Raw genomic sequence first — 26621 nt, forward strand, 5'->3', positions numbered from 1 at the left:
GCTGAACGCGGACGCCAACAACGCCATTCTCATCTGCCATGCTCTCACCGGTGACCAGTATGTTGCCTCCAATCACCCGATTACCGGCAAACCCGGCTGGTGGGAACGGCTGGTTGGTCCCGGCAAACTGATTGATACCGACCGGTATTTTGTCATCTGCTCCAACGTGCTCGGCAGTTGCCTTGGCACCACCGGCCCGTGGGAGAACAACCCGGCGACCGGCAAGCCTTGGGGGGTGGACTTCCCCGTGATCACTGTGCGTGACATGGTGCGTGTGCAAGCCGCACTCATAAGCCACCTTGGCGTGGACCGCCTGATGATGATCATCGGCGGTTCGATGGGCGGCATGCAAGTGCTGGAATGGCTGACCACATTTCCCGCGCGGCTACATTCTGCCGTGATGCTGGCCACCGCCGCGCGCCATACAGCGCAGAACATCGCCTTCCACGAGGTCGGACGGCAAGCCATCATGGCTGACCCCGCATGGCAGGATGGCCGCTACTACGAGCATGAAGAAAAACCGGCCAAAGGCCTTGCCGTCGCGCGCATGACCGCGCATATCACCTATTTGAGCGAGGACGCCCTGACCGCCAAGTTTGGCCGCAACCTGCAGGAACGCGAAGCCGTGACCTTTGGTTTTGATGCCGACTTTCAGGTGGAAAGCTACCTGCGCCATCAGGGTTCCACCTTCGTGGATCGTTTCGACGCCAATTCTTACCTCTATATCACCCGCGCGATGGACTATCTGGACATTGCCGCACGCCATGATGGCCGCCTGGCCGACGCCTTCAAGGCAGCAGCCCACGTGCGCTGCTGTGTGATCAGCTTCACCTCTGACTGGCTGTACCCGACGGTTGAGAACAAGCGCATTGTGCATGCGCTGAACGCCGCAGGTGTGCCGGTCAGCTTTGCCGAGATAGCAAGCCCGTTTGGCCATGACGCCTTCCTCCTCGACGTCCCGGAGATGGATCATATGCTGAACGGTTTTGTCTGCGCCGCCGCGCGCACCAATGGACTGACGGACACCGGGCGGGGGGCAAGCGATGCATAACCTGCGCCCCGATCTCAAACTGATCGCCGACATGGTAGAGCCCGGCAGCCGCGTGCTGGATGTCGGCTGCGACGACGGCGCGCTGCTGGATTATCTCGTGCGCGAAAAAGAGGTCGATGGCCGGGGCATTGAGATCAGCCAAAAGGGCGTGAACGACTGTGTCGCCAAGGGCCTGTTTGTCATTCAGGGCGACGCGGACAATGACCTCGCGGAATATCCCGACGGCAGCTTTGACTATGTGATCCTGTCGAAAACCCTGCAGGCGGTGCACCGACCGCAGCTTGTTCTGTCGGAACTGCTGAGGATCGGCAAACATGCCGTGGTGACCATCCCGAACTTCGGCCAGTGGAAAGTGCGCATGAGCCTTGCGCTGCGTGGTCGCATGCCGGTGACCAAAGCGCTCGACAAAACATGGTACAATACGGACAATATCCACTTCTGTACCATCCTTGACCTGTTCGACCTTATCGGTGAGCTAGGCTTCAGCGTGCGCGAGTTTGTGCCCCACACCGAAGCAGGTAAACGCCTGACCCTAAGCCCCCGCCGCGCCAACTGGCACGCTGATCAGGCCCTTTTCCTGCTGGAGAGGTGAGGGCTCTAATGGGATCTCGATATCAGCTGACATATGAATTTGCCTTTCAAAGCTATAAGCTGCATGCTCCTGCCAGTATTGCTTGCAATCAAGAGGTTCCTGTATGTCAGCAGCAAAGCTTTCTGCGGACGATTATGTCTGGGCTATAAAACACCTAGTGCTGTTTGGCGACACAGACATCTTTCCGCACCCAATGGAATTTGAGTTTCTCGAGGCAAAAACCGCAGAAATCGCAGAGTCCTTGGCCAAGATTCCCTTACGTAACCATCGTGTAACAAGCTTGGTCGAGACCTTGCACCCGAAAAGCCGATATGGCTTTCGCATGGCTCATCAAATGTTCCCAATAGACGCCGTTATTTTTTCTGCTGCAACAGTCTCCATCGCTGCAGAAATTGAAAGTGCTAGGGGCGACGCACCAAAAACAGCAGAACTAAATAAAGCGTTCTCATACCGGTACATTAATCATTCTGAAGACTATCGGATGTTTTCTGACGCTCACCGTTACGGGGATTGGAGAGAATGTCTGTCAACGAATACCATTTTCACAGCGAACTTTACGAACGTGATTACAACAGACATTTCCGATTTCTATCAACGAATTTACCGCCATCGCCTAGAAAATTGCCTCAATTCCTATACCCGAAACTCGCCGTTTGTTAAATTTCTCGAAAACTGTATGAATGATTGGCGAGGTAGGCAATCATTTGGAATTCCAGTAGGCAGCAATGCATGCCGCCTTCTAGCCGAAGCTGCTCTCTGTGACACGGATCAGGCCCTGCTATCGGAAGGTTATCAATACACCCGTTATGTGGATGACATCGTCGTGTTGTTAACGGAAGATCAAGATCCGTATACTGCACTAGCGTTTCTTGCAGGCCACCTAATGGTAAATGAAGGGCTTTCGCTTAACTCACAAAAAACAAAAATCCTCTCACTGGAGCAGTATATAAGTAGTTTGAACCATGACAGTGGTGAAGATAGGGAGCAGGCTGAACAAGCAAGTATAACAAAATTATATTGGGCCGCTTATGGCGAGGACGAAGCCATCGATGAAGAAGCGCTTGCAGAGCTAAAGGCGCGTGAATTACTCCCGGAACTGGAAGAAGAAATGTCCGAAGACCACTGGGATATCGGACGTATCCGCATACTGCTGCGTGCCATTCGCCTAACTAAGAGTCGTGCAGCTTCAGAGTTTATTGTTAGACGCTTCAAGGACCTGATACCATTTATCAAAGACGTTGTTCTGGTCATTGAAGAACTGAAAAAAGATGGTGACGCATCATTCGATAAAATGTCTGAATTTATTGTCGATTTACTTCTCTCGGACACTTTAAGGACACTACAAGCTTCTCGCGCATGGCTCTTCGAGCTCTTCGTTAGAGATCTTCTCCCAATCGACAACAACCAAATCAAGCGCTTGTCTGTTCTTAGCGAAACTCTCGATAAGCGCTATTTGATCACGCTTCGCTACAAGCTAGGTGACATCAACTTTTTCAGAAAGCAAAAGACACGAATAAATGAACTCTCGCCTTGGGAGCAGCCTGTACTAATCTGGGGAGCACGTTGCCTACCCAAGGATGAATATACTCATTGGGTCAGGAGCATAAAATCTAGGGTGCAGTTTTCTTTAGGTGCAGAATTCTGCGACTGGTGTATTGATTCACACTCAGGATAACAAACACTGGGCGAGGTAGGAAACTTCGCTTCAAGGCTAAAGACTTGGCAGCTCTTTGGCGATGACGACGCCGTCGGCGTCGGCGATGACCCAGTTGCCGGGGTGCACAGTCACACCACCGATGGCGATTTCAACGTCTACCTGACCACGGCCCAGTTTTTCGCTTTTCTGCGGACAGGCGCCCAGCGCCTTGATACCGACATCCTCACGCACCAGTTCGTGCTGGTCACGCACGCGGCCATAGATAACCACACCCTCCCAGCCGTTTTTGGCGGCGAGTGCCGCAAGGTTGCCACCCAGAAGCGCAACCCGGCTTGAGCCGCCGCCATCCACCACAAGCACGCGGCCTTCGCCCTTGCTTTCAAGCAGCGCACGCACCTTGGTGTTGTCATCCAGCGTCTTAAGCGTGACGGCAGGCCCGGCGAAATCGAGCGTGCCGCCATAGTCATGAAAGTCGACCGGCAGGACGGAGACAGCATCACCCATCGCGTCACACACATCAGCGGTGGCGAGTTTTGGTGTGTTGATCTTGCGCAATGGCATGATATTCGTTCGTCCTGCAGTCAGTTTCTTCTATCCAGCCTCAGGGTATCAGTCCTGCTTGTGAATGATGGGTACGAGCATGTCACCCCATGCCCCTGCTTCGTTGTGATAACGCGAGGCGCGCATCAACTCAACGGTGACACCCTTGCCGACCGCCGAGATTACGGCATCGTTCAGGCGGTGCAGGGCATTTGCTACCTGCCGGATCGCCATTTCTTTGTCGTCGCTCATCGTCGAATCTGTAGGGGTCTCGTTCGTCATGGTGCTCTCCACTTTTGACACGATTTTTGAATAATTTTATGACCCAGACAATATAAAACACGCAATAATAATACAAGGTGTTTCTAACTGACAGGCCTGTATCAAAAGCTAGTCTGCCGCGCGAAAATGACAATGCCGTGGCAGCATATTTAACAGCAATTTCAACGCGGCGAACGTCCTGGCTCATCCGGTGACCTGTGTGCGCCAGCGCCGGGTCCCGTCAGGACCGGCATGGCGCGTATCAGCTTGGAAGTTTTAGGCAAAGCGCCATAAACCTGTTTGCGCGCGCTGACAATCAGCACACCCCCCAAATTGCGGCCCAGGGCATGCACAACACGCTCACCATAGCGCACCAGCCTGGAACCACCGGGCCAGCCAAACGGCGGCAACATAAGTGCCGTATCCCATCCCTCAGGCGGCAAAAGCTGTTCGCTCATCAGATCATATAGCTGACCACGGGAATATGGCCGCCCGTGGCCAAAGGGGGTGGTGTCAAGCGCGGACCAACTCCGTCGCCTGTTGGGCACAATCAACACGACTTGCCCGCCCGGCGCCAGCACACGCCACATCTCGCGCAGCAAATGTTCCGGCCTGTTGGCATGCTCAAGCGAATGCGCAATCACTGCACGGTCAATGCTCGAATCAGGCAGTGGCAGATGGTATTCTTCCACCAGTGCTGTGCGCGACCCATGGGGTTCCGGCCAATGGCAAACGCCCTGCTGCGCTGGCATAAATGCAAGATAGCGGCAGGTTTCATCCGCTTCGCTTGCCGCCAGGTGGTCAAGGTACGGCAAGGGAAAGCCAAGACCGATGGTGATGCCGCCCCGGCACGGCTGCAGCAAATTCTGTACCCTGCCCGCGACAATGGGCGCCACTGTCTGCCCCAGCCTGCTGGCATAGAAGCGGTATAATGTCAGGACTTCAGGCCGCATTCTGCGACTCCTGCGCAGCCAGCCAGTGCACAAGCGGTGCCCACAGGCCACGCTCGGCTTTGGAGCCCACCATCATGCCAACATGGCCGGCGCCCGGATCATGGGTTGTCGCATGTCTCAACTGGCCAGCCATGGCATAAGCACTCTCCTGCGGGACAAGCCTGTCTGCCTGCGGCGCCGCTATCCAGACCGGGCAGGCAATGTCGGCCAGCTTTACCGCAGCGTCCCCCACCTGCCATACCCCGCGGCCCGGTTCATTGTTCATATACCAGCCGCGAATGACATCTTTTGCCGCCTGACGCGGCAAAGGGGCGCCGGTGTTTGCCCATGTCTCCAGCGCAATGAAAAAGGCCGCCGCTTCAGACGCCGGATCAAGTGACAGAAACCGCCGGAACTTGCGGTCCGTCAGCGTGGGATCAACGCTGGTGAAAAACACCTGCAACATATCAACAGGCACCGGCATGCCCTCAGGCAACCGGTCAAGCATATCAGCCATAACATGAGCATAGCGCCTGCCTGCGTGCGGCACTTCGCTGGCAAAATCCCACGGTGCCGCAACCAGCGCAAGCGCAGAGACATGATGCTGTGCACGGGCCGCCAGGGCCGTGCACAAGGTGCCGCCCATACAGTAGCCGAGAACAGGTGCAGGACCACCACCAACGTTGACAATATATTCAAGCATGGGCAGCGCGCGTTTCATCACATAATCACTGAGTCCAAAGCCCAGCTCTTCTTCGCCCGGTTCAAACCATTTCACCAAAAACGGTCGATAACCGTGCGATTTAAGATAGGCCGCGATGCTGCGCCCTGATTTAAGGTCGAGCACATAATGAGGATTGACAAGGCTTGGCACCAAAAGGATCGGCGTGCCGTCACCACCAAAATCAAACAACTCACATTGCCCTACAGTGAGACACACCTCCGTTTTGGAACCGGTGCGCATGTAGGGGTGGACAAGATAACGATTGATGCCCGCAAGCACCTCGCCACTACGCACATTTGTCTTATGCTCAACTGCCCGCAGGAACATTTCACCGGCTTCGCTGTCTGGCAGACATGCGCGCAGGGTTTCAATATCCGCCATAAGAGACGGGTGCCAGCCGTCAGTGTTTTCCAGCAAACGTTTCGCGCCGGCTGTTGCCTGTTGCCAGATACTCAACGCGTTGGAGAGGTGCAGGGACATCGGCCGCGGCCCTTTGATATGCCGGACATCCATCCTTTGCTGTGCATCATCCTTCATGTATCTCCACCCTGCGGGCTTGCCGCCGCGCCTGCCGCATCAAGCAACGTCGCGAGTTCATGGGGTGTCAGCAATTCCTTCTCTGCCGCCCACAGGCGGATATTCTCCTGCCACAGGGCCAGAAATACGTCTGCTGCTTTATCGATATCCTCTTCATGCATGGTAAAATCCCTACAGGATACTGCGCTTGAGACAAGAACATTTTCTGTGTGCAAACGCACAATTTTCCTTGCGGCAGCGCATCAAATACCATTTAATTCTTTGTTCGGATAAGGATTTATACATTTCTTGCACCGCAGTGGGCAATGCGGCAAGAAATGAAACTGCTTCAGGTATGCAGGCGGTACCGGGTACAAAGGGTGGACGAAAAATGGCACGTAAAAAGCGTGAGCCGGGCGAGCCAATCGTCATCAAAAAATACGCCAACAGACGGCTCTACAACACCGAAACCTCAAGCTATGTAACGCTTGACCATCTTGCTGACATGATAAAATGCGGCGAAGAATTTATCGTGCATGACGCGAAATCAGGCGAAGATCTGACCCGCACGGTTTTGACCCAAATCATCTTCGAAAAAGAAACCAACGAAAAGAACATGCTGCCGCTGTCATTCCTGCGCCAGCTTATCAGCCTTTATGGTGATGGCCTGCAGGCCATGGTGCCAACCTACCTGCAAAGCGCCATGGAAGTACTGACCCGTAATCAGGACCAGATTCGCCAAGCTTGCGGCGATGCTGCCAACGCCAGCAACTTCATGCCGATCTTTGAGGAGATCGCCCGACAGAATATGGCGCTGTTCGAGGAAAGCATGCGTGTTTTCACCAGCAGGACAACCGGCAAGGCCGCCCCCACAGCAGCCAAGCCTGCGGCTACGCGCTCGGTTGAGAAAGATGAAAAAATAGCCGCACTTCAAGCGCAACTTGCTGCGCTCAAGGAAAAAGTCGACGCCTTGTCCAACTAGAGGCAGCAGCTCTCGCTCCCCTCCCGACCTTGTGATTCCGCATGCCTTCAAAAACGGTATGCTGTTCGCGCACCCAACCCTGTAGGACATTTTGCATGCCCGTTATTATCTTTGCCGTTTTTATCGACCTTCTCGGCTTCGGCATCATTATCCCGATCCTGCCTTTCCTGACCTTGCAATATGGCGGTGATGCGCTGTTGGGGGCGGCGTTGATGTCCGTCTATTCGCTGACGACGTTTCTGGCTGGCCCCCTGTGGGGCCGCTTGTCTGATAAAATTGGCCGACGGCCAGCTCTGGCCGCTACCTTTTTCGGTTCAACCGTCGCTTACACCATGCTTGCCTTCTCGGACAGCCTTATCATGTTGTTTGTCGCCCGCGCCATGTCCGGCATGATGGCGGGCAATGTCGGTATTGCGATGGCGGCGATGTCCGACCTGACAGATGAGAACAATCGCGGCCGTGCCATGGGATTGATTGGCGCAGCTTTTGGGCTTGGGTTTGCGTTTGGCCCTTTCATCGGCGGCCTGCTTGGCGGCGTAGGCGGTGAGCCAAATGTATTTATACCAGGGCTTGCAGCCGCCGCATTCTCTTTCACAGCCATGATGCTGACACTGCGGTTTATGCCTGAAACAAGCACAGCAGGCCATGACACAACGCTTAACGAGAGCGAGCCAGATGCACCGCTTCCGCACTGGACAGCCGTTCTGAGGGCGCCGGGCGCGTTTGCGCTTTATGCGATGTTTTTCATTACGGCAGTTGGCCAGAGCATCTGTTTTGCCATCACGCCATTCTGGGCCAACGCAATCTTAGGGTGGAGCCAGACCCAGGTCGGGTTTCTATTGGCCGGGGTCGGACTTTGTGTCGCTGCTATACAGTCACTGGCGGTGGGACCTCTGTTCCGCGTATTCGGCGAAGTTAAAGCCCTGATACTGGGTGCTGTCACTCATCTGACAGGTATACTCTTATTGTTCATCGCCCCGGCGCACCCTGCTACCGCCATTGTCGCCTTCCCAATGATCATGAGCGGGCTGACCATTTCATTTCCTGCGCTCAATAGCCTTGTCTCCATGCGATCAGACCGTCGCGTTCAGGGCACGGCGCTAGGCCTTTCCTCCGGCATATCTGCGCTTGGGCGTGTATTTGGACCGTTAAGCGGCGGCTTCATATTTGAGGGATTTTCTGCCTACACACCCTACCTCGCGGTGGCCCTGACCGGCGCAATCGTTCTCACTTGGGCGGTGTTTGAGATCAGGCAACTGGCAAGCCGGGCTATTTAGCAGCGATTTCACACGTGCTCACTTGTGCCTTGAGCCACCGCCCCATGTCATCTGCCACGTCAGCCATTGCGGCCCTGAACGCGCCAGCAACCGCGTCTCCCTCTGCTCCGCGGACAGGCGCTGATGCCGTGAAGGTGGGGTGACTGACAAGCATGCTATCGCTCAAGCGCACGAGAGACAGTTCCATGGCAACTTCAACCTTATCCGCCTGCGCATTACCTCCCGGCACGAATTCAAGCGCCCACACCTTGGTCCCAAGTCGGCACCCGGCGTGAATATCAAGCCCGCCTTCGCCGATCATATGAGCACCAGCCTTGTCACCAAGAGCACGGGCAACATAGTCTCGCACCAAGGTGCTAAGCGGTGCCGACCACCGAGCCCCCTTCAAAGAACTACGTTTGTTGCCCGGCAAAACCACGGTGATTTTCTGCCCGGCGAGTCCGTCTGCCATATGAGGCTCATCCACATAGATAACCGGAGCGTCATCACCGCTTGAGCGATAATCACCCGAATACTGCAGCGAATATTCGCTATCGCCCGGTCCGTCATCCCCAAAAGAAATGATCGGCCCACACGCTGACAGTGCCAAAGTAGCGGCCAGAGCAAAACCGGATACAGCCCGCGGGCGAAGAGTGAATGGCCTGCTCATTTTTTCTTTTCCTCTTCTTTGCGGGTCTTGAGATCATATTTACTATCCGCCGGGCCAAAAAGCGCTTCGCCCGGGTTACGCTCGATCCGGGTCACGAGCCGTGAAAGGCTTCGTGCGGTACGCCTGAGATCCACGATCATTCGGGTAACCTCAGGCAGGCTCCCGGCGACAAACTGTGTAATATTATCCTCGTTTGCAGCCACAAGACTATCAACCCGGTTCAAGGTTTTTTCTGCGGCATTCACAGCCTTCACAGCTTCGGTAATCAGCAAGGCGGCATCTTCAGACAGCAGCTTGTTACCGTTGTCCGCCAGTTGGTTGAGCTTGACGGTGGTTTCACCTATCTGGGCCATGACACCACGCGCATCGGCAATCAGTTTATCAAGATCTTCAGTGCCTGCAGCGAGGTTAGCGCTCATACGGTCTGCATTGTCGAGAATGGTGCCAACCTTTTGCAGGTTTTCATTGCTCAACAGTTTCTGTACCTGCTGGATAGCAAGGATCGCTTCGTTGATCAGGTTGGGCGCGCTTTCATAAAACTCCAGCAAAGGCGACGCTTCAGACGGGATGACCGCACGTTCTTTACCGGGCGCTGGTGTGAGCGGTGTGCCACCGGCGGCGCCACCCTTCAGTTCGATATAGGCAACACCGGTAAGCCCTTGGAATTCAAGGCGCGCAGTGGTGGCCTCGGTTACCGGGACTTCCTGGCGCAGCCGCACAAGCACATGCACTTTGCTGCTGTCATTTTCTGCCACGCGGATGTCCCGCACGTCCCCCACCGGAATGCCCAGATAATACACGATGCTGCGTTTGTAGAGGCCCGAGACCGTGCCATTGAAGTAGATATCATAGTCCTGATATTCGGCATCAAGATCCACTTTCGCGATCCAGATGGCAAAGGCAATAAGGCCCGACAGAAACGCCAGTACAAATGCACCTACAAGAATGTGTGAAGCCCGTGTTTCCATTGCCGAAACGTCCCCGCCTAGTCTTTATAAATGCCTGCGGCCCGAGCCCGCGGACCACCAAAATATTCCTGCACCCATGAATGCTCAAATTGCCGCACTTCTTCAAGCGGCGCATTAATCAGTATTTTTTTGTCACCCAGCACCGCCACACGGTCGCACACCCGCGCGAGCGTGTCGAGATCATGTGTCACCAGAAAGACGGTGAGACCAAGCGAACGGCTGAGTTCCAGCACCAGCTGGTCAAATGCAGACGCCCCGATGGGATCGAGCCCTGCCGTGGGCTCATCCAGAAACAGTATACTCGGGTCAAGCGCGAGTGAGCGTGCCAAAGCCGCCCGTTTGCGCATCCCGCCGGATAGGTCGGACGGGAATTTGACCGCGGCGTCAACCGGTAATCCAGCCATGGTGATTTTGCTCAGCGCCAGATCGTCCATTAGATCCTGGCTCATATGGAAATGTTCCCTGAGAGGCACCTGAACATTCTGCGCAACAGTCAGCGAGGTAAAAAGCGCCCCGTCCTGAAACAGCACACCCCATTCGCGACGAGAGAGCCGATCTTCCTCATCACTCATCTCGGCCTTGTCGCGCCCATTGATCTCAATCGTACCTGCAGCCGGAGCCAAAAGCCCGACAATGGCCCGCAACAGCACAGACTTTCCCGTGCCCGAGCCACCAACCACACCCAGTATCTCCCCGCGACGAACATCAAGGTCGAGGCCTTCATGCACGACATGGGGGCCAAAGGCGGTACGGAGGCCGCGCACCCTGATAGCCATCTCGTTCTTTTTCCGCTCGTTGGTCAAACCTATAATCCCACACTTGTAAAGAAGATGGCAAACAGGGCGTCAAGCGCGATTACCATAAAGATGGACTGCACTACAGCGCGGGTAGTTCGCGATCCGAGGGAATCGGCGCTACCTTCAACGCGAAGGCCGTTGTAACACCCAGCCGTGGCGATAATGGCGGCAAAAAACGGCGCCTTGATGATACCCACCCAATAGTGATCTATCGTGATAACTTCCCGGAAATAAACGAGAAAGTTGGCGGGCGTGATATCAAGCTGTATCCATGCCATGAGCGCACCGCCGGCGATCCCGACGACATCCGCGTAAAAGCCCAGGAGCGGCAGGCATATAACCAGGGCAAGAAGCCGTGGCAGGACCAAAACATCCACAGGGTTCATGCCCAAGGTCTTCATTGCATCGACTTCTTCATTCAGCACCATAGAGCCGATTTCAGCTGTGAAGGCACTGCCAGAACGACCGGCCACAATGATCGCGGTCAGTAGAATGCCAAGTTCCCGCAAGTGGCCGATACCCAGCATGTCGATAACAAAAATATCGGCCCCAAACTTTGCCAGCTGTATGGCACCCTGGTTTACCATTACTGCGCCGATCAAAAAGGCGATCAGCCCAACAATACCCATGGAGCGCATACCCACGATTTCCATCTGGTGAACCATGGGTACAAGCCTGATACGCGCAGGGTCCATCAACGCACCGAAGAGCCTGATCAGGATAAGCCCCAGAAAACTGACCAGACGACCACTGGACCTCAGACCAAGGATTGTGCTGGTACCGACCTGAAGGAAAGGCGACAGATACCAGACCACGCTTTCCGGCTCGGTCGGTGCAGGTGGTGGGCAACTTGATATTACGTCCAGAAGCGGCTTGTGGTCAGCTTTCACACCGGTTAACAGAGCCGCCGCCTTCTCTTCTATACGTGCAGCGTAGCGCCGTATCAACACAGCACCTGTCGTGTCCAGTTGGCCAACGCCGGAACAGTCCAGCACAGCGCCGCCCGTGCATACCTTCACGGTTTCAGCCATCACAGCATCAATCGCTTCCGCGTTTTCAATGGTCCAATCACCGTGCAGGCGTACCATTGCTGAGGGCGAACCCGCCTCAACCTGCACATGATCGCTTGCAAAAAGTTCGTCCGGCACGGTAGGCAACCCTTGATTGTTGGTGCCTTAACACCCAAATAGGCGCGCGCAAGGCTTTATCTATTCACGTAAATTCACTATACCTAACCTTGCCGATTATAGCCCAACAAACAACCCTTATAAGAACACGGGACAGATGAAAACGAACACCGAGAACCCCCTGCATGCTTTCGCTGCATGGACGGCAACGGCCTCGCATGCGTGGTCAGAGCTCGCGCGCGCCCGCGCGCGCGATGCCTTTATTGATGTCATCGCCGTCATGGTCCCAGGCGCCACGGAGCCGGTGACCCGGACGGTGTACAAGTTGGCGCGAAGCTGGGGACGCGGTGACTGCCACACTGTAGGGTTTGAGGATGGCCTTTCTGCGCCCATGGCCGCAATGGTAGGCGGCACCGCCGCACATGCGCTGGACTTCGACGACAATTTCGATCCGGCGAAGGCACATGCGACCGCAGTTCTTGGCCCCGCACTGCTAGCCCTTGCCGACGAGCGCGACAGGGATGGCGCCGCACTGCTTGATGCCTATATCGTAGGGCTGCAGATCATCGGCCGGGTCGGACAGGGTGTAAATCCATTTCACCGCAGCCGGGGTTGGCACGCCACGGCCACGGTTGGCGCGGTTGGCTCCGCTGCCGGATGTGCTCGCCTCTTGGGACTGGATGCCGAACAAACAGCCCATGCCATCTCCTTGTCTACGAGCCTTGCAGGGGGCTTCATGAGCCAGTTTGGCACGATGACCAAGCCGCTGCACGCCGGGCTTGCCGCCGCGGGTGCCGTTCAGGCTGCATTGTTTGCAGAGGCTGGCATTACGGCCGGAGACCAAACTCTGCACGGCAAAAACGGCATGGGCACCCTGATGGTGGGGCAGGACGTTGAAGACCTGCGCAAGGCCATGGCCGACAAGGATGAATATGGCCAGAAGGTGCAGTTTGCGACAACAGAAATAGGCAACCCGCTTCACATCGAAAAATATGGTCTGAAGGTCAAGCGATTTCCGAATTGCGGTAGCGTGCACCGGTCACTGGACGGGCTGCTTGAATTGAAAGCCCGATATGGCTTCGGGCCGGCAGACGTTAAGGAAATTTTTATTCGTGCACCGGCCGCACATTTGAACAACCTGATGTACGACCGCCCGCACAACACGATGGAAGCCAAGTTCAGCCTTGAATATGGTCTTGCTGTTGGGCTACTTAGCGGTAATGCGACGCTGCAAGACTACCAAGAGGAGGCGATCAGACGCCCCGACGTGACGGATTTGTTACCCCTCGTACGTAAAGAATATATCAACGCGCTGGAAAGCGATTTCCCTACCGAAGTACATGTGACGTTGATCGACGGGCGAAAACTGTCCACAAGCGTTGCCATGCCGGTTGGGTCGAATGCCTCTCCGCTGAGCGAAGCACAATTGCTGGAGAAATTTGAAGGATGCGTTTCCGGCCACCTGTCCGCACAGAATACTTCGGAGATCAAAGCCGTCCTTATGGCGCTTGATGGCGAATGTAGTGTTCGGGAACTCATGGCTTTGCTATCGCGGACAAATTAAATTAAAAGAATTGCTGAACGGCAGAGGATAAATCACATGACTGACAAAAAACAGGCAACCGCCCTCGTGCTGGCAGCAAGCCGTCGCGGAGCAGAGGATACAGTAGCCAAAATTCAGGGCGTCAGCCACAAGTGTCTTGTCACCCTTGACGGTGTGGTAATGCTGGAACGCGTCGTGCGTGAAATGGTGGCGGCCGATGGAATAGGCCGCGTATATGTATCCATTGAAAGTGAAGACCTTTTGAGGTCCGTACCTGCTCTTGGCGATATGCTGGATCGCGGCGAAATTCACTACGTACCCAGTGAAGAGAACCTGTATCTGTCAGTGGCAAAAAGCGTAGAAAAAATTGATAAGCCATGGCCGCTCATCATCACAACCGGTGACAATGCGTTGCATACCACCGAAATGATTAATCATTTTTGCGGCGCGCTATTCGCAGGCAACGCTGATGCCGCTGTCGGCATGACGCCGGCATCAGTTATTCTCGCAGCCTATCCGGATGGTAAACGCGCTTTTCACAACCTCAAAGATGGTGGCTGGTCAAGTTGCAACCTCTATGCGCTGACATCAAACAAGGCACTGAAAAGCGCCAAGGTTTTTGAGGGCGGCGGCCAGTTTGGTAAAAAGCCACAACGTATCCTCAAGGCATTTGGTTTGATGTTTATGCTTCGGTACCGCTACAAACTCGCAACAATCGACCAACTTGCCCGCACGCTTGGGCGCCGGTGGAAAATGAATGTGCAGGTTATTCGCATGCCATTTGCCGATGCACCGATTGATGTGGATAACCCGGGTGATTTTGCCCTCACGGAACGTATCTTGCAATCCCGGTCCACGGCAGCCGCTAAATAATAACAGGGCTGTCGCGGCCTCGCAGTGAGGCCTTTTATGTTCTCGTATTTTGGCCACCACCACACGCTATTCTTGTTTTATTAACGCTTGCTGCGTATTCTGGCCAGGCAGGAGAAAATAAGAAGGATAGCCCATTGCGCGCCGACAGCTCAACGACCTTCCGCTCACTTTACCCCCCTATAGAGCCTTATATCAGCGAGTGTCTTCCGGTCTCGGACGGGCATGAAATTTATGTAGAGCAATCCGGCAATCCCCACGGCATTCCAGTATTGTTTGTTCATGGAGGGCCGGGCGGAGGCACGAGCCCGATCCAGCGGCGTTTCTTCAATCCAGCAAAGTTCCGTATCATCCTGTTTGATCAGCGCGGGTGTGGCAAAAGCAGGCCCCATGCATCGCTTGACCACAACACTACATCGGACCTGATTGACGATATGGAAGCGATCCGACAACACCTGCGGATCAAAAGCTGGGTTCTGTTCGGCGGATCATGGGGCAGTACATTGTCCCTGTTATATGGCGAAGCGCATCCTGACCGGGTCAGAAACATAGTCTTGCGCGGCGTTTTCCTGTCTCGCAAGGCAGAGCTGGAATGGTTTTACCAAGGCGGTACACGGTCGCTTTTCCCGGAGGCCTGGGCTCGCTTTGCCGAGAAAATCCCGGTGGAAGAACGCGGCGACCTGATCAAAGCCTATCACTACCGGCTGACCGCGCCCGAATACGAGCGTGAACGACTAACCTATGCAAAAGAGTGGAGCCTGTGGGAGGGCAGTACCGTAACACTGGTCCCGGACACTGAACAGCGCACACATTCTGTCGACCCTGTCTTTGCTTTGGCATTCTCCCGTATTGAAGCGCACTATTTCCTTCATCAGTGTTTTCTGGAACACGATGACCAGATTTTACGTGATTCCCATAAGCTCAAGGATGTCCCGGTGACAATAGTTCAGGGGCGCTATGACGCCATATGTCCGCCCAAAAGCGCATGGGATCTGGCTCAGGCCATGCCCTGGGCATCGCTGAAGATTGTGCCCGTCGCCGGGCATTCCGCTTTTGAACCAGCAATCCAACATGAGCTTATATGCGCGACCGATGCACTCTGACCTGCGCCATCCTGTCACTTGCACAATTGAGTAACTAAGACTACTCAGGGCCTAGAAAACGTCGGAGACTGATATGCGATACCTACTCATAATATGTGCTCTTTTATTCACCAGCCTCGCCGCCCATGCGCATAGCGACGAAACCCATGGCCTGAGCATCGAGAAGGCCTGGGCACGCAAAACCAGCCGTATGGTGTCCGCTGCTGTCTACCTGACCATCAAAAACGATACCCACCAACTTGAGCACCTGAAGGGTGCCAGCACCGATATCGCTGCCACTACCATGGTTCACCGTAGTCAGGAAGTGGGCGGTATCATGCAGATGGATCACGTTGACGACCTGCCGATTGCCCCCGGTGAAGTGCTTTCTTTCGAACCGGGTGGTTATCACATCATGCTGATGGGACTTAGTCAGCCGCTTGAGGAAGGTGACGTTTTTACCGTAACGCTTGAGTTCGAAAAAGCAGGGAAAAAACCTGTAATCGTCGAGGTTACTGGCCTTATGGGACTGACGGAACAGGGCTTATAACCAGCCCTGAAGCTCGCGCCTTGCAACGGCCTCTATAACACGCATACCGCGCTCACCTGCGTTCAGACAGGGGATGTAGTAAAAATGCGTGCCGCCATTTTCAAGGAAGGTTTCTCGCAGTTCCATGTTAATCTCTTCGAGTGTTTCGAGACAATCAGAACTAAAAGCGGGGGCCAGAACCGCGAGCTTTTTCACCCCGTCTTGCGCCAGTTTTTCTACCGTCTTGTCGGTATAGGGGCTAACCCATTCCACCGGCCCGACACGAGATTGAAAACTGGTGATCAATTCGTCTTCTGTTTTGCCAAGTTTTTCCCTTAAATATCGGCTGGTTTTAAAGCATTGGCATGGGTATGGGTCACCTTTGTCCCAATAGGATTTCGGGATAGAATGGTAAGAAGCCAGTATCTTTTCGGGCTGCCAGTCAATTGCCTCAAGGCTGTCGGTGACAGATGCAGCCAACTCATCCGAGAACTGCGGATAATCGAGATAGGCAGGCACAGTGCGGACGGCGGGCTGCCAACGCATTTTGCCCAGCAGTTCAAACACCTTGTCATATGCTGAAGCAGTGGTTGTCGCACTGTATTGCGGGTATAACGCAAACAATAGAATACGACTGCATCCTTTGGCCTTCAGTGCCTCAAGGCCGCTTTCCGTGCTGGGTTGGCCATAGCGGAAGGCCCACTCCACATGAGCCGCTTCTCCGATGATAGACTGCAGCTTTTCTGCCTGATCGCGCGAATGAGTTCTGAGCGGCGATTCACCACGTTCGTAATCCCATATCTTTGCATACGCCTTGGCTGATTTCGCCGGCCTGAATGTCAGGAGAGGTCCATAAAGAACCGGCAGCCATATCAGCTTCGGTGTTTCAATCACCCGGGGGTCGGAGAGGAACTCCGCCAGATAACGGCGGGTAGCCGCATATGTCGGCTCATCTGGTGTGCCGAGGCTCAGGAGCAGAATACCGATTTTACCGTGTTTGATATCTGGGTGGTTGGTCATGATGATGCGCCGCGTGTTCATTATGTGTTGGTTATTTAAGGTGTTAAAGCTTTCCTACGATAAAATGCTCAGTGTGGCTCACAAAAAATAGCGATGACAGCAATCGCGGGGCGCAAGCGCTAGTGTAGGATACGCACAAGCATGGCACCAGGGTCACGCAAAGGGTCAGTCGCAATCGCAACTACCGCCCCGCTGACAGGAGCAAGGTGGCGCCGAAGGGGCTGGCCAAACGGATCGTATACTGTGGCAATCTCGGTGCCTTTTTTCACCCGGTCCCGAAGGTCTACTTCGATCACCGCGAGGCCGCCTTCGTCCGCATACACATTGGTGAAGGTTGTACCCACGACAGGCTGCCGCCTTGATCGCTGTATTTCACCTTGCAAAAACCCCTGCTCGGTCAACAAATTCATAACCCCCGCCTGGGCTTTACTCACCAGAGACTTCTGAAACTGCTTTGGGCCGCCAATCTCAAACGTAACTGCAGGGATATTTTTCCTCACCAGACTGGTTTCAAGGGTACCTTCTTCCCCAGGGTCATTCTTGATCATATCCGGCAACAGAGAAAAGGCCATTCCACGAGCGGTCTCGTTACGAAAGTCGGCAAAGACGAAAAGTGGATAGCTTGTACCCGTTGTCTGGGTATGCAGATCGACGGCAAGGTCCGTGCCCGGCAGGAACAAACCATGCCACAGATGATAAGCAAAGCGTGACTCGGCATCGCCCTGCCTCTCACTGCCCGGGAAAGCGCGGTTCGGGTCGCCTCCACGCACGCCGAAATACCGGCTGTGGGCCTCCATGCCCGGCTGGTTCACCCCCGGCACCGCCACGATGGTGCCTGCCAGATCATCTGTCGCGATATCCGCAGCTAGACGGTGGATAACCCGGACCCCGTTCAGTTCGTCCCCATGCACGGCTGCGGTCAAAAGCAGTTGTCTGCCCGGCTGGGCGCCCTTGAGCACGATCACCGGCACAAGCAACGGCAAACCGGTAGGCCCGCGACCAGCGTTAAAATAGAAGTGATGCCGTCCCGCTGCCAGACCTGCGACATCAAGCGAGCCAATCACCGGGACATCTCCTACGGCAAAGTCCTCCGCTTGGCTGGCCCAGCCGGGCCCAAGCAATAATACCAATATCAGCCTCGCCATCAGACGGACCATAACGCAGTCTCCTGTCGCAGTGTTGTTGAATGCATAGTCGCAGAACGCCCCCTGTGATGGCAATCGACAATACATGCCGCATCTTGGCCAATACAGAAATTTGGGTTGCAGATATACCGCCTGTAATGCCAAATAAAGACGAAGGAGACTGCCTCATGGGCGCCAACTGTTGTCATAATGTGAAGTTTGAAGGCCTCAATCCGGCATACAAGCGCGCACTTATTACGGTGATCTTTATCAATGCCGGCATGTTCCTTGTGGAAATGCCCATGGGGTTTGTTGGCCAAAGCCAGGCACTCAAGGCAGATGCTCTCGACTTTCTCGGCGATACATTTACCTACGCGCTATCACTGTATGTGATTGGTAAGGCAGGCACCATGAGGGCAAAGGCTGCTCTTTTGAAGGGTCTCAGCCTGTCCGCGATGGGTTTGTGGGTTTTGGGCTCCACGCTATATACCGTGCTGTATCTGAAGGAACCACAAGCTTTTATCATGGGCTCAGTAGGGGCCGCCGCGCTTGCGGCCAATATCGCGAGTGTGCTGTTACTCATGCGTTTCAAGGACGGGGATGCCAACGTTCGGTCCGTCTGGCTATGCAGCAGAAACGACGCTATCGGCAACGTCATGGTCATGATCGCGGCCTCCGGAGTTTGGGCAACAGGCACAGGCTGGCCAGACCTTGTCGTGGCCGGTATAATGGCAAGCATTTTTCTTTCCGGATCCGTCGCAATTATCAGGCAGGCACGTGCGGAACTCGTGGACCATCATCGCCACGCAGCCGCTGAATAGGCTGCAAGGATGGCGCGTTCAGCAGTTTCGCTTTTAGGCACCCGGCGGTTCCTGGCATTATTCGTGACCCAGTTTCTGGGTGCCATGAATGACAACCTGTTTCGGCAGGCCCTCATCATGCTCATCACCTACCGTATCGCAGAGCAGATGGCCGTACAGCCTGCCGTATTGAACAATCTGGCAATTGGGCTTTTCATCCTTCCGTATTTTGTTTTCTCAGCAGTTGCAGGACAACTTGCAGACAAATTCGACAAATCCCGGCAGATCGTCTGGATCAAGTTGTGGGAAGTGGGGTTGATGCTCATCGGTGCCCTAGCCTTCCGCATAGAGAGCCTTCCGCTAATGATCGCCGTGCTTTCGGGCCTGGGACTGCAAAGCACTTTTTTCGGCCCCATCAAATATTCCATCCTGCCAGAGTTGACGAGTAAAGAAGAGCTCTTAGGCGCCAATGGCCTGATTGAAGCAGGCACATTTATCTCGATTCTGCTGGGCCTCCTTATTGGCGGCCTGTTGGTTCTCCAGCCTGGCGGTACCGACAAGATGGCATATCTGATGATCACCCTCGCCATCATCGGCACAATCTCAGCCAGCTTTGTACCCCGTACCGGCGCTGCCGCACCCACACTCAAGATCAATTTCAATATCTTCACTGCGACGGTTCGACAGCTTAAAACCGCCTGGCAGCACGACATTGCAAGGCCAGCTATCATTGGCATCAGCTGGATTTGGCTTTATGGCTCAATCTACATTACGCAGATTCCGGATATCGTGAAAAATCGGCTGGGTGGCGATGAGACAGTGGTTACCGTCATCATTGCCTGCTTTTCCATTGGCGTGGGGCTTGGGTCTTTAATGTGCAGTCGGCTCCTGAAGGGTGAAATTTCAGCCAGACTGGCGCGCCCGGCGCTGGTCGCTCTGGCTGTAACCAGTATCCTGCTTTATCTTGCGTTACCGGGAGAAAACGGTGTGTATGCCGTGGCGACAATTGGCTTGGGCACGTTCCTAAGCGCTGCAGGCAACTGGGCTGTGCTGCTGCTTCTGGTGTCAGTTGCCATTTCTGCCGGCATGGTCATTGTGCCCTTCTATGCGATCCTGCAGGATCGCAGCGCACGGAGCGAACGCTCCCGTATGATAGCGGCCAACAATATCGTTAACAGTGGTTTCATGGCAGGTGGCACCATTGTCGCAGCAGGCCTCATTGTAGCGGGGCTTACGTCGTCACACGTCCTGCTGATATACGCGGTCGCCAACCTCCTGATTTTGCCGGTAGCCAGCAAACTGATGGCACGTCTCTAATCCAAAAAAACGGGTGATCCCGCCATCAAATTGATGCATTTGAATCAAAGACTTGTGGCGAGGTAAAACCCCTGTCTATAGTGCGCAGAGGAAGGGACTGTCGTGACACGCATCTTCAGCCAACGCAAACGACCAATCATAGAAGCCATGGGGCAGATTTTTGTCATCCTGTCGTTTCTGGGTGCCATCTTCTATGGAGCGGGCCTTTATCCGGAAGGCATCCTGTGGCAGGCATTGGTCAAAATGAGCGCCGTCGGCTTTCTGATTCTGTTCGTGGGTATCAACCTGCAAACATTCAGCCATTTTTTGCTGCTGTTGGCGCTTGTCGCCTCTACCGCTGGCGATGTGCTGCTGGTAATACCAAACGATCAGTCTTTCCTGCGCGGGCTCATGGCCTTCGGCGTAGCACATATACTTTTCATCGTATTATACCTGATAAACGCAGAGCGGCTCAATCACATCACCGCCAACCGGGTGCGCTTTGTCATCATGCTTTGGGCAGCGGCCTTTGTCGCTGGTTACTGGATGTACGACGCTCTGGGCGATATGCTGTATTATGTGCTGGGATACACTGCGATTCTCGTGCTCATGGCGTCTGCCGCATTACTGAGCAAGTTCCCCCCCCGGCTTGTCGGGATTGGCGCGGTGCTATTTGTGTTTTCCGACGCCGCGCTTGGCGCCCGCCAATTTATGAGTGTACCTGACTATGTCGGCTATTTTGTATGGGTAAGCTACTACATGAGCCAGTTCATGGTAACGCTGGGCGTGATGTTAACCGAAGATCGCCCGGCCTATTCAGGCGGATATAGATTTGACTAGAAGGCTGTTTCCGCCCAGAAGAACGCCTTCGGTTTCAGGACAAAGGTCATGATCACAGTGGACCAGGATAAAAGAAAACTTCAGAAAAAGGCTTCAACACTCGTAGAGGCCCTGCCCTACATGCGAAAATACGCGGGTGAAACATTTGTCATCAAATATGGTGGCCACGCCATGGGAGACCCCGCTTTAGCCAAGCAGTTTGCACAGGATATCGTGCTGCTCAAACAAGTCGGCATCAACCCTGTCATTGTCCATGGTGGTGGGCCTCAAATCGGTCAAATGCTGTCGCGGCTATCCATAGAGACCGAATTTGTAGATGGCCTCAGGGTTACCTGTAAAGCCACCGTGGATATCGCGGAAATGGTCCTTGGCTCTATCGGAAAATCCATCGTGGCTGATATCAACGCCGCAGGTGGCCGTGCCATCGGTTTATCAGGCAAAGATAGCTCAATGGTCATGGCGACAAAAATGTCCCGCACCAGACGAGACCCGGATTCAAATATCGAAAAGGTGGTCGACTTCGGCTTCGTTGGCGAACCGACGACCGTCAACCCACAGATTGTGCAGCAATGCATCCAAAATGGCATCATACCGGTCATCTCGCCTATCGCGCCCGGAGAGGATGACCATACCTATAACATCAATGCCGACACCATGGCGGGGGCAATTGCTGGCGCACTGGGTGCCCGTCGGTTCTTCCTGTTGACCGATGTTCCCGGCGTTCTTGACAAGGACAAGGAGCTTCTGACCGAGCTCGACCGTGACGACATTGATGCGTTGGTTGCCGATGGCACTATAACGGGCGGCATGATGCCCAAGGTGGAAACCTGCCTCGACGCGGTAGACAGAGGAGTCAAAGGCGCGGTTATTCTTGATGGCCGGGTCAAACATGCCATGTTGCTGGAAATTTTCACCGAGCGCGGTGCCGGTACGCTGATCCGCCTGAAGGACTAGCGCCGCTTGTCCGGGCCGACCATCTGGGCCGGGTCAGTCCACCGGTCAAAATCGCTTTCGGAGACATAGCCAAGGGCCAGCGCTGCATGCTTAAGGGTAGACTTCTCCTTGCTTGCCTTGCCCGCAATTTCCGCTGTTTTGTCGTAGCCGATATGGGGCACCAACGATGTCGCCAGCATCAATGACCCTTTCAGCAGTTCATCAATACGATCTATATCCGGCCTGATATCTTTCAGGCACCGCTTGGTAAAGCTGCACGTCGCATCGGTCAGTAGCTGCACCGATTGCAGTACATTGTAAATTATCACCGGCTTATAGGCATTCAACTCGAATTGTCCCTGACTGCCCGCGATAGTGATGGTCGTATGGTTGCCCATAACCTGCGCGCAAACCATTGTCAGGGCTTCCACTTGCGTGGGGTTGACCTTCCCTGCCATAATGGAGGAGCCGGGTTCATTTTTTGGCAAAACAAGCTCGGCGAAACCACCGCGCGGGCCGCAGCCCATCATACGAATATCATTCGCGACCTTAAAGAGTGCAGCTGCAGCTCCGTTCAGCACACCAGATAATGCGACAAGTTCGTCGTGCGCACTAATACCGGAAAACTTGTTTGCGGACGGCTCAAAGTTGAAACCCGTTACCTTGTTTAGCTGATTGCAGAACTCAGCAGGAAAATCCTCATGGCAATTGATACCTGTTCCAACTGCAGTGCCGCCCTGAGGAAGCTTGCAGAGTCTTGGCATCACATCCGCGAGGGCATCAAGCACCGCTTCGACCTGGGTTTGGTATGCTGAAAATACCTGCCCCAGCGTGATTGGCGTTGCATCCTGCATATGGGTCCGCCCAAGTTTGATAATCTCACCATACAGGGCGCTGAATCCTTGGAGGGACTCGACCATGCCTTCAAGCGCCGGGCCGAGTTCACGGCTCACCCTCAACGCAGCAGAGACCAACATCGCGGTCGGAATGGTGTCGTTGGACGACTGGCCCATGTTCACATGATCATTTGGATGCACCGTATCCTTGTCGCCGCGCCGGCCACCGAGAATTTCAGCGGCCCGGTTTGCAATGACCTCATTGGCATTCATGTTACTTTGGGTGCCGCTACCGGTTTGCCACACAGGCAGAGGAAATTGATCATCCAACTTGCCCGAGAACACCTCCTCCGCTGCGGTCATTATGGCGTCGGCAATCCGGGCTTCTAAAAGCCCGAGCGCCTTGTTGGCTGCTGCAGAAGCGTACTTTTGCATCCCCAGCGCATGTATAAACGGCAGCGGCATGCGTTCATGACCGATAGGAAAATTCATGAGGCAGCGCTGGGTCTGAGCGCCCCAAAGCCGGTCCGAGGGCACCTCGACAGGGCCAAGTGAGTCAGTTTCCGTACGCGTATCGGCCATCAGCTATCTCCTTTCCTTTCAGAATAGAGCTTACTGTGGTGAGAATTGGGCCAATCGGGCAAACTATGCCTGCTCAACAAAATAGCTCAGGTGCCAATCAAGTTCATTGTCATCAATCGGATAGTTTTCACCGTCCTTGGCACTCAGCAGTTGCGCTGTAGGCACAAGGGCATATCTGGTTTGCAGTTCATAAGCGGTCCGCATATTCAGGCCCGCCTTCCATGCAAGAGCCGTTACCGCACGCCCACTTTTAGAATGGACAATCTGGCGCACGGTTTTAATTGGCAGGTCGGCCATAACAGCAAGGCACTGCAATACCAATTCGCGCCTGTTTGCTTCGATTTGATCATGTATAAAAGCGTCGTCCAACATGCCTTTCTGAAAATAGTCCAGAGCACGTTTAGCCAATTCGGATTCTTCGTCGTCACCAACGCGTTCGCTTGCCAGCCGGTCCCGTACCCGCTCCAAAAGCTCCTCGGCCTGTTCCTCTGGCAATGCCGCCTGATCCATCATCGCATGCACAAGCGCGGACGCAACAAAACCTGCGATGCGTTTCATGGCACGAATGGAGAGCTGTGGCCTAAGAGCGAGCGGCGCGTGCAGCTCCTCGACGGATTTTGCATGGTCTATGATCTGATCAAGCGTATCTTCCCGAATTTGGGCATTGGCATTTGCCAACAACGATGCAATGGCGGGCACATCAAGTGTAGCCGCAATATCCTCCGACACATCAACCGAAACATTTGAACGGCTGGCAATAGCCTTTAGTGCCCCGATGCTGATTCCTGCGGCGATAATCTCGCGCAAATCGTCATCGTTGAGCAACGGTGAATATTGCAGGATCGGTCCGCAGACAATATCCTCCACATCCCGCGCAAGTCGGTCAATGATGTCCTTCGGCACCTGATCGCTGGTCTTGATTTCATCTGCGATAATAGACCGCACTTTAGGCAGCTGGTCTTCCGCCAACGTCTCAAGCAGCTTGATCGCTTTTTCACGCAGCGCGGTTTGTTCACCGGGCGCAAGCCCTGGTACCAAGCGGCCGATCTTTCGAGCCAACTCCTCACGCACACCCTCATCATCATCCGACGACAGCTTTTGCGCCGCCTGAATAGGTGTGGAAGGATTTTGTGCAATCGCTTTGCGAACTTCCGCTGAGGTGTCTTCAGCGAGATAATACAACACTTCAGGCCGTGCGTCAGGGCGTCCTGCCAATGCCTGGCGTTGCCCTTGCGTACCCGACTGCAGGATATGCTGCTCCTGCTCTTTGCTCAAAGTGGCGGGCAAACCCTCCGCGCTGGCGTCCGCCTTTTTCTCAGCGCCGCCGAACAGCGACTTCAGCTTCCTGAGCATATTATTCCTCTGCCTCCGACCTGTCTTTCCGGGTCACGATCGCGATATCACCACGCCCCGCAGCTTTTACGCCATAAAGTACGGCGTCGGCTCTCTCGGCAAGTTCATCAAAGGAAAAGTCCTCCCCCGCAACGGACTGGCAAATACCAATCGAAGCATTCAAGCGCAATGCCTCTCCTCCTATCGCTCGACGGATTTCCGGCATCACATCCAGGAGAGTCCGAGCTTTCTCGGCTGCTTTTTCAGCATCCACATCCTCAATCCACAAAACAAACTCATCGCCGCCATACCGCCCTGCATAATCACAGGGACGAATCATATTCTGCAAATGGTCAGCCACCATGCGCAAAGCGTCGTCGCCGGATTGATGGCCCATTGTGTCGTTCACTTCCTTGAAGTGATCAAGATCGATGAACAGCAAGCATCCGGCTTGCCCGGTACGAGACTGATGTTTCAGGCGGGCTTCAATAGTTTCCACAAGTGCGCGCCGGTTGAGAAGTCCGGTGAGGTCATCCTTGCTTGAAAGCCTGTACAGCTTGTCAATCAGTTGCGCCTTGCTGAAAGCTGCGGTCAACACGCCTGCAACACCATCCAGCAATTGATGTTCCTGCTCGGACCATGGGCTGACGCTCGTGTCCCGGCTGATGATGACCATGCCAAGGGCACTGCCGCTCAGCTCAAGCCGGATCGCCAAATGATCGCGCTCGTCGTCCTGCACAAGGGCAGATGACGTGTGCTGCCCGCTCAGGGATTCCCATATTGTTTCCAGATCGAGAATTTGATGACGTGACCCCAGCATGGAAAGAGGTACCAACCCCTCTTTATACTGAATAACCGCCCAGACCATGTCGGCTCGCAAGACATCCAGCAGGGCTTCGGCGGCATTGTCCATCAGCTCCTGTGCGGTTTCAAACCTGTTCAGCCCATTGGTAATGCGCTGTAACAAAGTGAACCGCAGGCTGTCTTGCCGTGCTTTTCGTTCCGTAAGATACCGTGCCGTCATGTCGCGGCATGTGCCACGAAGCGAAACCCGCACACCCTTATCGTCAAATCTCGGCTGCACAGCAAAATGCAGCCATCGTTTGTCCTGCGCCCCAATGCAAACGGGCACTGCATCAAACGCCATCACTTTGTTAGAGGCGAACGGATTGCGAATCGGCGCTTCCCCTTGCGGCCAGAAAAACTGGCTCGCCGACCTGCCGAGCCAGTTTTCTGTTTTGATACCGAATGCTTCCACCGGCGTCAAAAAGCGAAAATTGAGATCACCATCCACCTCGAAAGCCAGGTCAGCAGATGAATCGAGCAACTCTTTTAAAAGAGTCCTGCTTTGCATCAAAGCCTCAGTCACTTTATCGTGCAACGTGGTATCACGAGCAACAACAACGACCGCGCCAAGCTCCGGCATTGCCACAAGCCAGTGATTGGTACCGCCCCTGGTTTCCTGTCGTGCTTCCACAGGCAGCGCTTGCTCAAATGCTTTCGCAACAAGCTCAGTCAGTGCCGGGTTGTCTGAATGCCAGAGCGCGACAAGTGAAGCGGCCGAAGGCGACTGATCCACCACATTTCCAGCCTCATCAATGCGCACAGCACAAACATCGGCGCATGACAGGTCTGCGCCGACATCTGACTTACGCCAGGATGATACAAATTTCGTCAGTGTGCTCACGTACCGACTTCCCACACCTTTTCAACTTGCACTAATATAAATTAGTTATTGTTAATGTAGATTAAACAGACATT

27 protein-coding genes are annotated in these 26621 nt (G+C 54.5%); 13 read left to right on the forward strand and 14 right to left on the reverse strand.

Features of this window, described 5'->3' with window-relative positions; all coding sequences use genetic code 11:
* The 3 genes from metX to ACN0VM_RS05430 all read left to right on the forward strand — a co-directional run.
* The coding region (gene metX / locus ACN0VM_RS05420; protein ID WP_417449836.1) for a homoserine O-acetyltransferase MetX at window positions 1–1051 on the forward strand (1051 nt) is incomplete at its 5' end.
* Window positions 1044–1643, forward strand: coding sequence for a methionine biosynthesis protein MetW (metW, locus tag ACN0VM_RS05425; protein WP_417449837.1), 600 nt, complete (start codon window positions 1044–1046; stop codon window positions 1641–1643). The genes metX and metW, both read left to right, overlap by 8 nt.
* A 103-nt stretch (window positions 1644–1746) precedes the next feature.
* A complete protein-coding gene (locus ACN0VM_RS05430) occupies window positions 1747–3318 on the forward strand; it encodes an RNA-directed DNA polymerase (RefSeq protein ID WP_417449838.1) in 1572 nt (523 codons plus the stop codon).
* Window positions 3319–3354: 36 nt separating this feature from the next.
* On the opposite strand, the gene rraA is transcribed toward ACN0VM_RS05430, so the two are convergent.
* The 5 genes from rraA to ACN0VM_RS05455 all read right to left on the reverse strand — a co-directional run bounded on the left by rraA (window position 3355) and on the right by ACN0VM_RS05455 (window position 6455).
* On the reverse strand, window positions 3355–3861 hold the full coding sequence (rraA, locus tag ACN0VM_RS05435) for a ribonuclease E activity regulator RraA (protein WP_417449839.1): 507 nt from the start codon (window positions 3859–3861) through the stop codon (window positions 3355–3357).
* A 48-nt stretch (window positions 3862–3909) separates the two neighbouring features.
* Window positions 3910–4122, reverse strand: a complete 213-nt coding sequence (locus tag ACN0VM_RS05440; protein ID WP_417449840.1) for a hypothetical protein — start codon at window positions 4120–4122, stop codon at window positions 3910–3912.
* A 161-nt stretch (window positions 4123–4283) separates the two neighbouring features.
* Window positions 4284–5054: a class I SAM-dependent methyltransferase gene (locus tag ACN0VM_RS05445; RefSeq protein WP_417449841.1), complete on the reverse strand. Its 771-nt coding sequence runs from the start codon at window positions 5052–5054 to the stop codon at window positions 4284–4286.
* Window positions 5044–6294, reverse strand: a complete 1251-nt coding sequence (locus tag ACN0VM_RS05450) for an alpha/beta fold hydrolase (protein ID WP_417449842.1) — start codon at window positions 6292–6294, stop codon at window positions 5044–5046. The genes ACN0VM_RS05445 and ACN0VM_RS05450 overlap by 11 nt, the downstream gene beginning before the upstream one ends.
* Window positions 6291–6455: a hypothetical protein gene (locus ACN0VM_RS05455; RefSeq protein WP_417449843.1), complete on the reverse strand. Its 165-nt coding sequence runs from the start codon at window positions 6453–6455 to the stop codon at window positions 6291–6293. Before ACN0VM_RS05455 ends, ACN0VM_RS05450 begins: the two co-directional genes overlap by 4 nt.
* 209 nt (window positions 6456–6664) lie before the next feature.
* On the opposite strand from ACN0VM_RS05455, the gene phaR reads away from it, so the two are divergent.
* On the forward strand, window positions 6665–7255 hold the full coding sequence (gene phaR / locus ACN0VM_RS05460) for a polyhydroxyalkanoate synthesis repressor PhaR (protein WP_417449844.1): 591 nt from the start codon (window positions 6665–6667) through the stop codon (window positions 7253–7255).
* A 95-nt stretch (window positions 7256–7350) separates the two neighbouring features.
* Complete coding sequence (locus ACN0VM_RS05465) at window positions 7351–8532, forward strand: MFS transporter (protein WP_417449845.1); 1182 nt, start codon at window positions 7351–7353, stop codon at window positions 8530–8532.
* On the opposite strand, the gene ACN0VM_RS05470 is transcribed toward ACN0VM_RS05465, so the two are convergent.
* The 4 genes from ACN0VM_RS05470 to ACN0VM_RS05485 are packed head-to-tail and all read right to left on the reverse strand — an operon-like array spanning window position 8525 to window position 12094.
* Window positions 8525–9181, reverse strand: a complete 657-nt coding sequence (locus tag ACN0VM_RS05470) for an ABC-type transport auxiliary lipoprotein family protein (protein ID WP_417449846.1) — start codon at window positions 9179–9181, stop codon at window positions 8525–8527. The genes ACN0VM_RS05465 and ACN0VM_RS05470 overlap by 8 nt on opposite strands.
* Entirely contained in the window at window positions 9178–10149 is a 972-nt protein-coding gene (locus ACN0VM_RS05475; protein ID WP_417449847.1) for an MlaD family protein, read from the reverse strand. Before ACN0VM_RS05475 ends, ACN0VM_RS05470 begins: the two co-directional genes overlap by 4 nt.
* Before the next feature lie 17 nt (window positions 10150–10166).
* The gene (locus ACN0VM_RS05480; protein WP_417449965.1) at window positions 10167–10925 is read right to left on the reverse strand and encodes an ABC transporter ATP-binding protein; all 759 of its coding nucleotides are present in this window, start codon (window positions 10923–10925) and stop codon (window positions 10167–10169) included.
* A 29-nt stretch (window positions 10926–10954) separates the two neighbouring features.
* Entirely contained in the window at window positions 10955–12094 is a 1140-nt protein-coding gene (locus tag ACN0VM_RS05485; RefSeq protein WP_417449848.1) for an MlaE family lipid ABC transporter permease subunit, read from the reverse strand.
* 136 nt (window positions 12095–12230) lie between these two features.
* On the opposite strand from ACN0VM_RS05485, the gene ACN0VM_RS05490 reads away from it, so the two are divergent.
* The 4 genes from ACN0VM_RS05490 to ACN0VM_RS05505 all read left to right on the forward strand — a co-directional run bounded on the left by ACN0VM_RS05490 (window position 12231) and on the right by ACN0VM_RS05505 (window position 16118).
* On the forward strand, window positions 12231–13637 hold the full coding sequence (locus ACN0VM_RS05490; protein ID WP_417449849.1) for an MmgE/PrpD family protein: 1407 nt from the start codon (window positions 12231–12233) through the stop codon (window positions 13635–13637).
* 36 nt (window positions 13638–13673) lie between these two features.
* Complete coding sequence (locus tag ACN0VM_RS05495; protein WP_417449850.1) at window positions 13674–14489, forward strand: NTP transferase domain-containing protein; 816 nt, start codon at window positions 13674–13676, stop codon at window positions 14487–14489.
* A 134-nt stretch (window positions 14490–14623) separates the two neighbouring features.
* Entirely contained in the window at window positions 14624–15589 is a 966-nt protein-coding gene (gene pip / locus ACN0VM_RS05500; protein WP_417449851.1) for a prolyl aminopeptidase, read from the forward strand.
* A 73-nt stretch (window positions 15590–15662) separates the two neighbouring features.
* A complete protein-coding gene (locus tag ACN0VM_RS05505; protein WP_417449852.1) occupies window positions 15663–16118 on the forward strand; it encodes a copper chaperone PCu(A)C in 456 nt (151 codons plus the stop codon).
* On the opposite strand, the gene hemH is transcribed toward ACN0VM_RS05505, so the two are convergent.
* Together hemH and ACN0VM_RS05515 are read right to left on the reverse strand one after the other, a co-directional pair.
* The gene (gene hemH, locus ACN0VM_RS05510) at window positions 16113–17117 is read right to left on the reverse strand and encodes a ferrochelatase (protein WP_417449853.1); all 1005 of its coding nucleotides are present in this window, start codon (window positions 17115–17117) and stop codon (window positions 16113–16115) included. The genes ACN0VM_RS05505 and hemH overlap by 6 nt on opposite strands.
* A 119-nt stretch (window positions 17118–17236) precedes the next feature.
* Window positions 17237–18274, reverse strand: a complete 1038-nt coding sequence (locus ACN0VM_RS05515) for a succinylglutamate desuccinylase/aspartoacylase family protein (RefSeq protein WP_417449854.1) — start codon at window positions 18272–18274, stop codon at window positions 17237–17239.
* A 155-nt stretch (window positions 18275–18429) separates the two neighbouring features.
* Between ACN0VM_RS05515 and ACN0VM_RS05520 the strand changes: the two genes are divergently transcribed.
* The 4 genes from ACN0VM_RS05520 (at window position 18430) to argB (ending at window position 22131) form a co-directional block, all read left to right on the forward strand.
* Window positions 18430–19062 (forward strand): cation transporter, encoded by a 633-nt coding sequence (locus ACN0VM_RS05520; RefSeq protein WP_417449855.1) that lies wholly within the window; start codon window positions 18430–18432, stop codon window positions 19060–19062.
* Between the two features lie 9 nt (window positions 19063–19071).
* Window positions 19072–20358: an MFS transporter gene (locus ACN0VM_RS05525; protein WP_417449856.1), complete on the forward strand. Its 1287-nt coding sequence runs from the start codon at window positions 19072–19074 to the stop codon at window positions 20356–20358.
* 102 nt (window positions 20359–20460) lie between these two features.
* Window positions 20461–21177, forward strand: a complete 717-nt coding sequence (locus tag ACN0VM_RS05530) for a lysoplasmalogenase (protein ID WP_417449857.1) — start codon at window positions 20461–20463, stop codon at window positions 21175–21177.
* Window positions 21178–21225: 48 nt separating this feature from the next.
* Window positions 21226–22131, forward strand: a complete 906-nt coding sequence (argB, locus tag ACN0VM_RS05535; RefSeq protein ID WP_417449858.1) for an acetylglutamate kinase — start codon at window positions 21226–21228, stop codon at window positions 22129–22131.
* Here argB and ACN0VM_RS05540 read toward each other — a convergent pair.
* The 3 genes from ACN0VM_RS05540 to ACN0VM_RS05550 form a co-directional block, all read right to left on the reverse strand.
* Window positions 22128–23528, reverse strand: a complete 1401-nt coding sequence (locus ACN0VM_RS05540) for a class II fumarate hydratase (protein WP_417449859.1) — start codon at window positions 23526–23528, stop codon at window positions 22128–22130. The two genes, argB and ACN0VM_RS05540, sit on opposite strands and share 4 nt — an antisense overlap.
* 63 nt (window positions 23529–23591) lie before the next feature.
* Entirely contained in the window at window positions 23592–24881 is a 1290-nt protein-coding gene (locus ACN0VM_RS05545) for a DUF2336 domain-containing protein (protein ID WP_417449860.1), read from the reverse strand.
* Between the two features lies 1 nt (window position 24882).
* Window positions 24883–26547 (reverse strand): diguanylate cyclase, encoded by a 1665-nt coding sequence (locus ACN0VM_RS05550; protein ID WP_417449861.1) that lies wholly within the window; start codon window positions 26545–26547, stop codon window positions 24883–24885.
* Window positions 26548–26621: the final 74 nt, after the last annotated feature.

It is taken from the genome of Kordiimonas sp. (genome assembly GCF_048260245.1).
Lineage (GTDB): Bacteria > Pseudomonadota > Alphaproteobacteria > Sphingomonadales > Kordiimonadaceae > Kordiimonas.

What these genes read in the sequence shown, in the direction of transcription:
- ACN0VM_RS05430 (WP_417449838.1), top strand. Translation starts at nt 1,747, where the DNA reads ATGTCAGCAGCAAAGCTTTCTGCGGACGATTATGTCTGGGCTATAAAA.
- metW (WP_417449837.1), top strand. Translation starts at nt 1,044, where the DNA reads ATGCATAACCTGCGCCCCGATCTCAAACTGATCGCCGACATGGTAGAG.
- ACN0VM_RS05545 (WP_417449860.1), bottom strand. Translation starts at nt 24,881, where the DNA reads ATGCTCAGGAAGCTGAAGTCGCTGTTCGGCGGCGCTGAGAAAAAGGCG.
- ACN0VM_RS05440 (WP_417449840.1), bottom strand. Translation starts at nt 4,122, where the DNA reads ATGACGAACGAGACCCCTACAGATTCGACGATGAGCGACGACAAAGAA.
- ACN0VM_RS05540 (WP_417449859.1), bottom strand. Translation starts at nt 23,528, where the DNA reads ATGGCCGATACGCGTACGGAAACTGACTCACTTGGCCCTGTCGAGGTG.
- ACN0VM_RS05465 (WP_417449845.1), top strand. Translation starts at nt 7,351, where the DNA reads ATGCCCGTTATTATCTTTGCCGTTTTTATCGACCTTCTCGGCTTCGGC.
- ACN0VM_RS05475 (WP_417449847.1), bottom strand. Translation starts at nt 10,149, where the DNA reads ATGGAAACACGGGCTTCACACATTCTTGTAGGTGCATTTGTACTGGCG.
- ACN0VM_RS05505 (WP_417449852.1), top strand. Translation starts at nt 15,663, where the DNA reads ATGCGATACCTACTCATAATATGTGCTCTTTTATTCACCAGCCTCGCC.
- phaR (WP_417449844.1), top strand. Translation starts at nt 6,665, where the DNA reads ATGGCACGTAAAAAGCGTGAGCCGGGCGAGCCAATCGTCATCAAAAAA.
- rraA (WP_417449839.1), bottom strand. Translation starts at nt 3,861, where the DNA reads ATGCCATTGCGCAAGATCAACACACCAAAACTCGCCACCGCTGATGTG.
- ACN0VM_RS05515 (WP_417449854.1), bottom strand. Translation starts at nt 18,274, where the DNA reads ATGGTCCGTCTGATGGCGAGGCTGATATTGGTATTATTGCTTGGGCCC.
- argB (WP_417449858.1), top strand. Translation starts at nt 21,226, where the DNA reads ATGATCACAGTGGACCAGGATAAAAGAAAACTTCAGAAAAAGGCTTCA.
- ACN0VM_RS05480 (WP_417449965.1), bottom strand. Translation starts at nt 10,925, where the DNA reads ATGGCTATCAGGGTGCGCGGCCTCCGTACCGCCTTTGGCCCCCATGTC.
- ACN0VM_RS05455 (WP_417449843.1), bottom strand. Translation starts at nt 6,455, where the DNA reads ATGCATGAAGAGGATATCGATAAAGCAGCAGACGTATTTCTGGCCCTG.
- ACN0VM_RS05490 (WP_417449849.1), top strand. Translation starts at nt 12,231, where the DNA reads ATGAAAACGAACACCGAGAACCCCCTGCATGCTTTCGCTGCATGGACG.
- ACN0VM_RS05525 (WP_417449856.1), top strand. Translation starts at nt 19,072, where the DNA reads ATGGCGCGTTCAGCAGTTTCGCTTTTAGGCACCCGGCGGTTCCTGGCA.
- ACN0VM_RS05520 (WP_417449855.1), top strand. Translation starts at nt 18,430, where the DNA reads ATGGGCGCCAACTGTTGTCATAATGTGAAGTTTGAAGGCCTCAATCCG.
- hemH (WP_417449853.1), bottom strand. Translation starts at nt 17,117, where the DNA reads ATGACCAACCACCCAGATATCAAACACGGTAAAATCGGTATTCTGCTC.
- ACN0VM_RS05470 (WP_417449846.1), bottom strand. Translation starts at nt 9,181, where the DNA reads ATGAGCAGGCCATTCACTCTTCGCCCGCGGGCTGTATCCGGTTTTGCT.
- ACN0VM_RS05495 (WP_417449850.1), top strand. Translation starts at nt 13,674, where the DNA reads ATGACTGACAAAAAACAGGCAACCGCCCTCGTGCTGGCAGCAAGCCGT.
- ACN0VM_RS05450 (WP_417449842.1), bottom strand. Translation starts at nt 6,294, where the DNA reads ATGAAGGATGATGCACAGCAAAGGATGGATGTCCGGCATATCAAAGGG.
- ACN0VM_RS05445 (WP_417449841.1), bottom strand. Translation starts at nt 5,054, where the DNA reads ATGCGGCCTGAAGTCCTGACATTATACCGCTTCTATGCCAGCAGGCTG.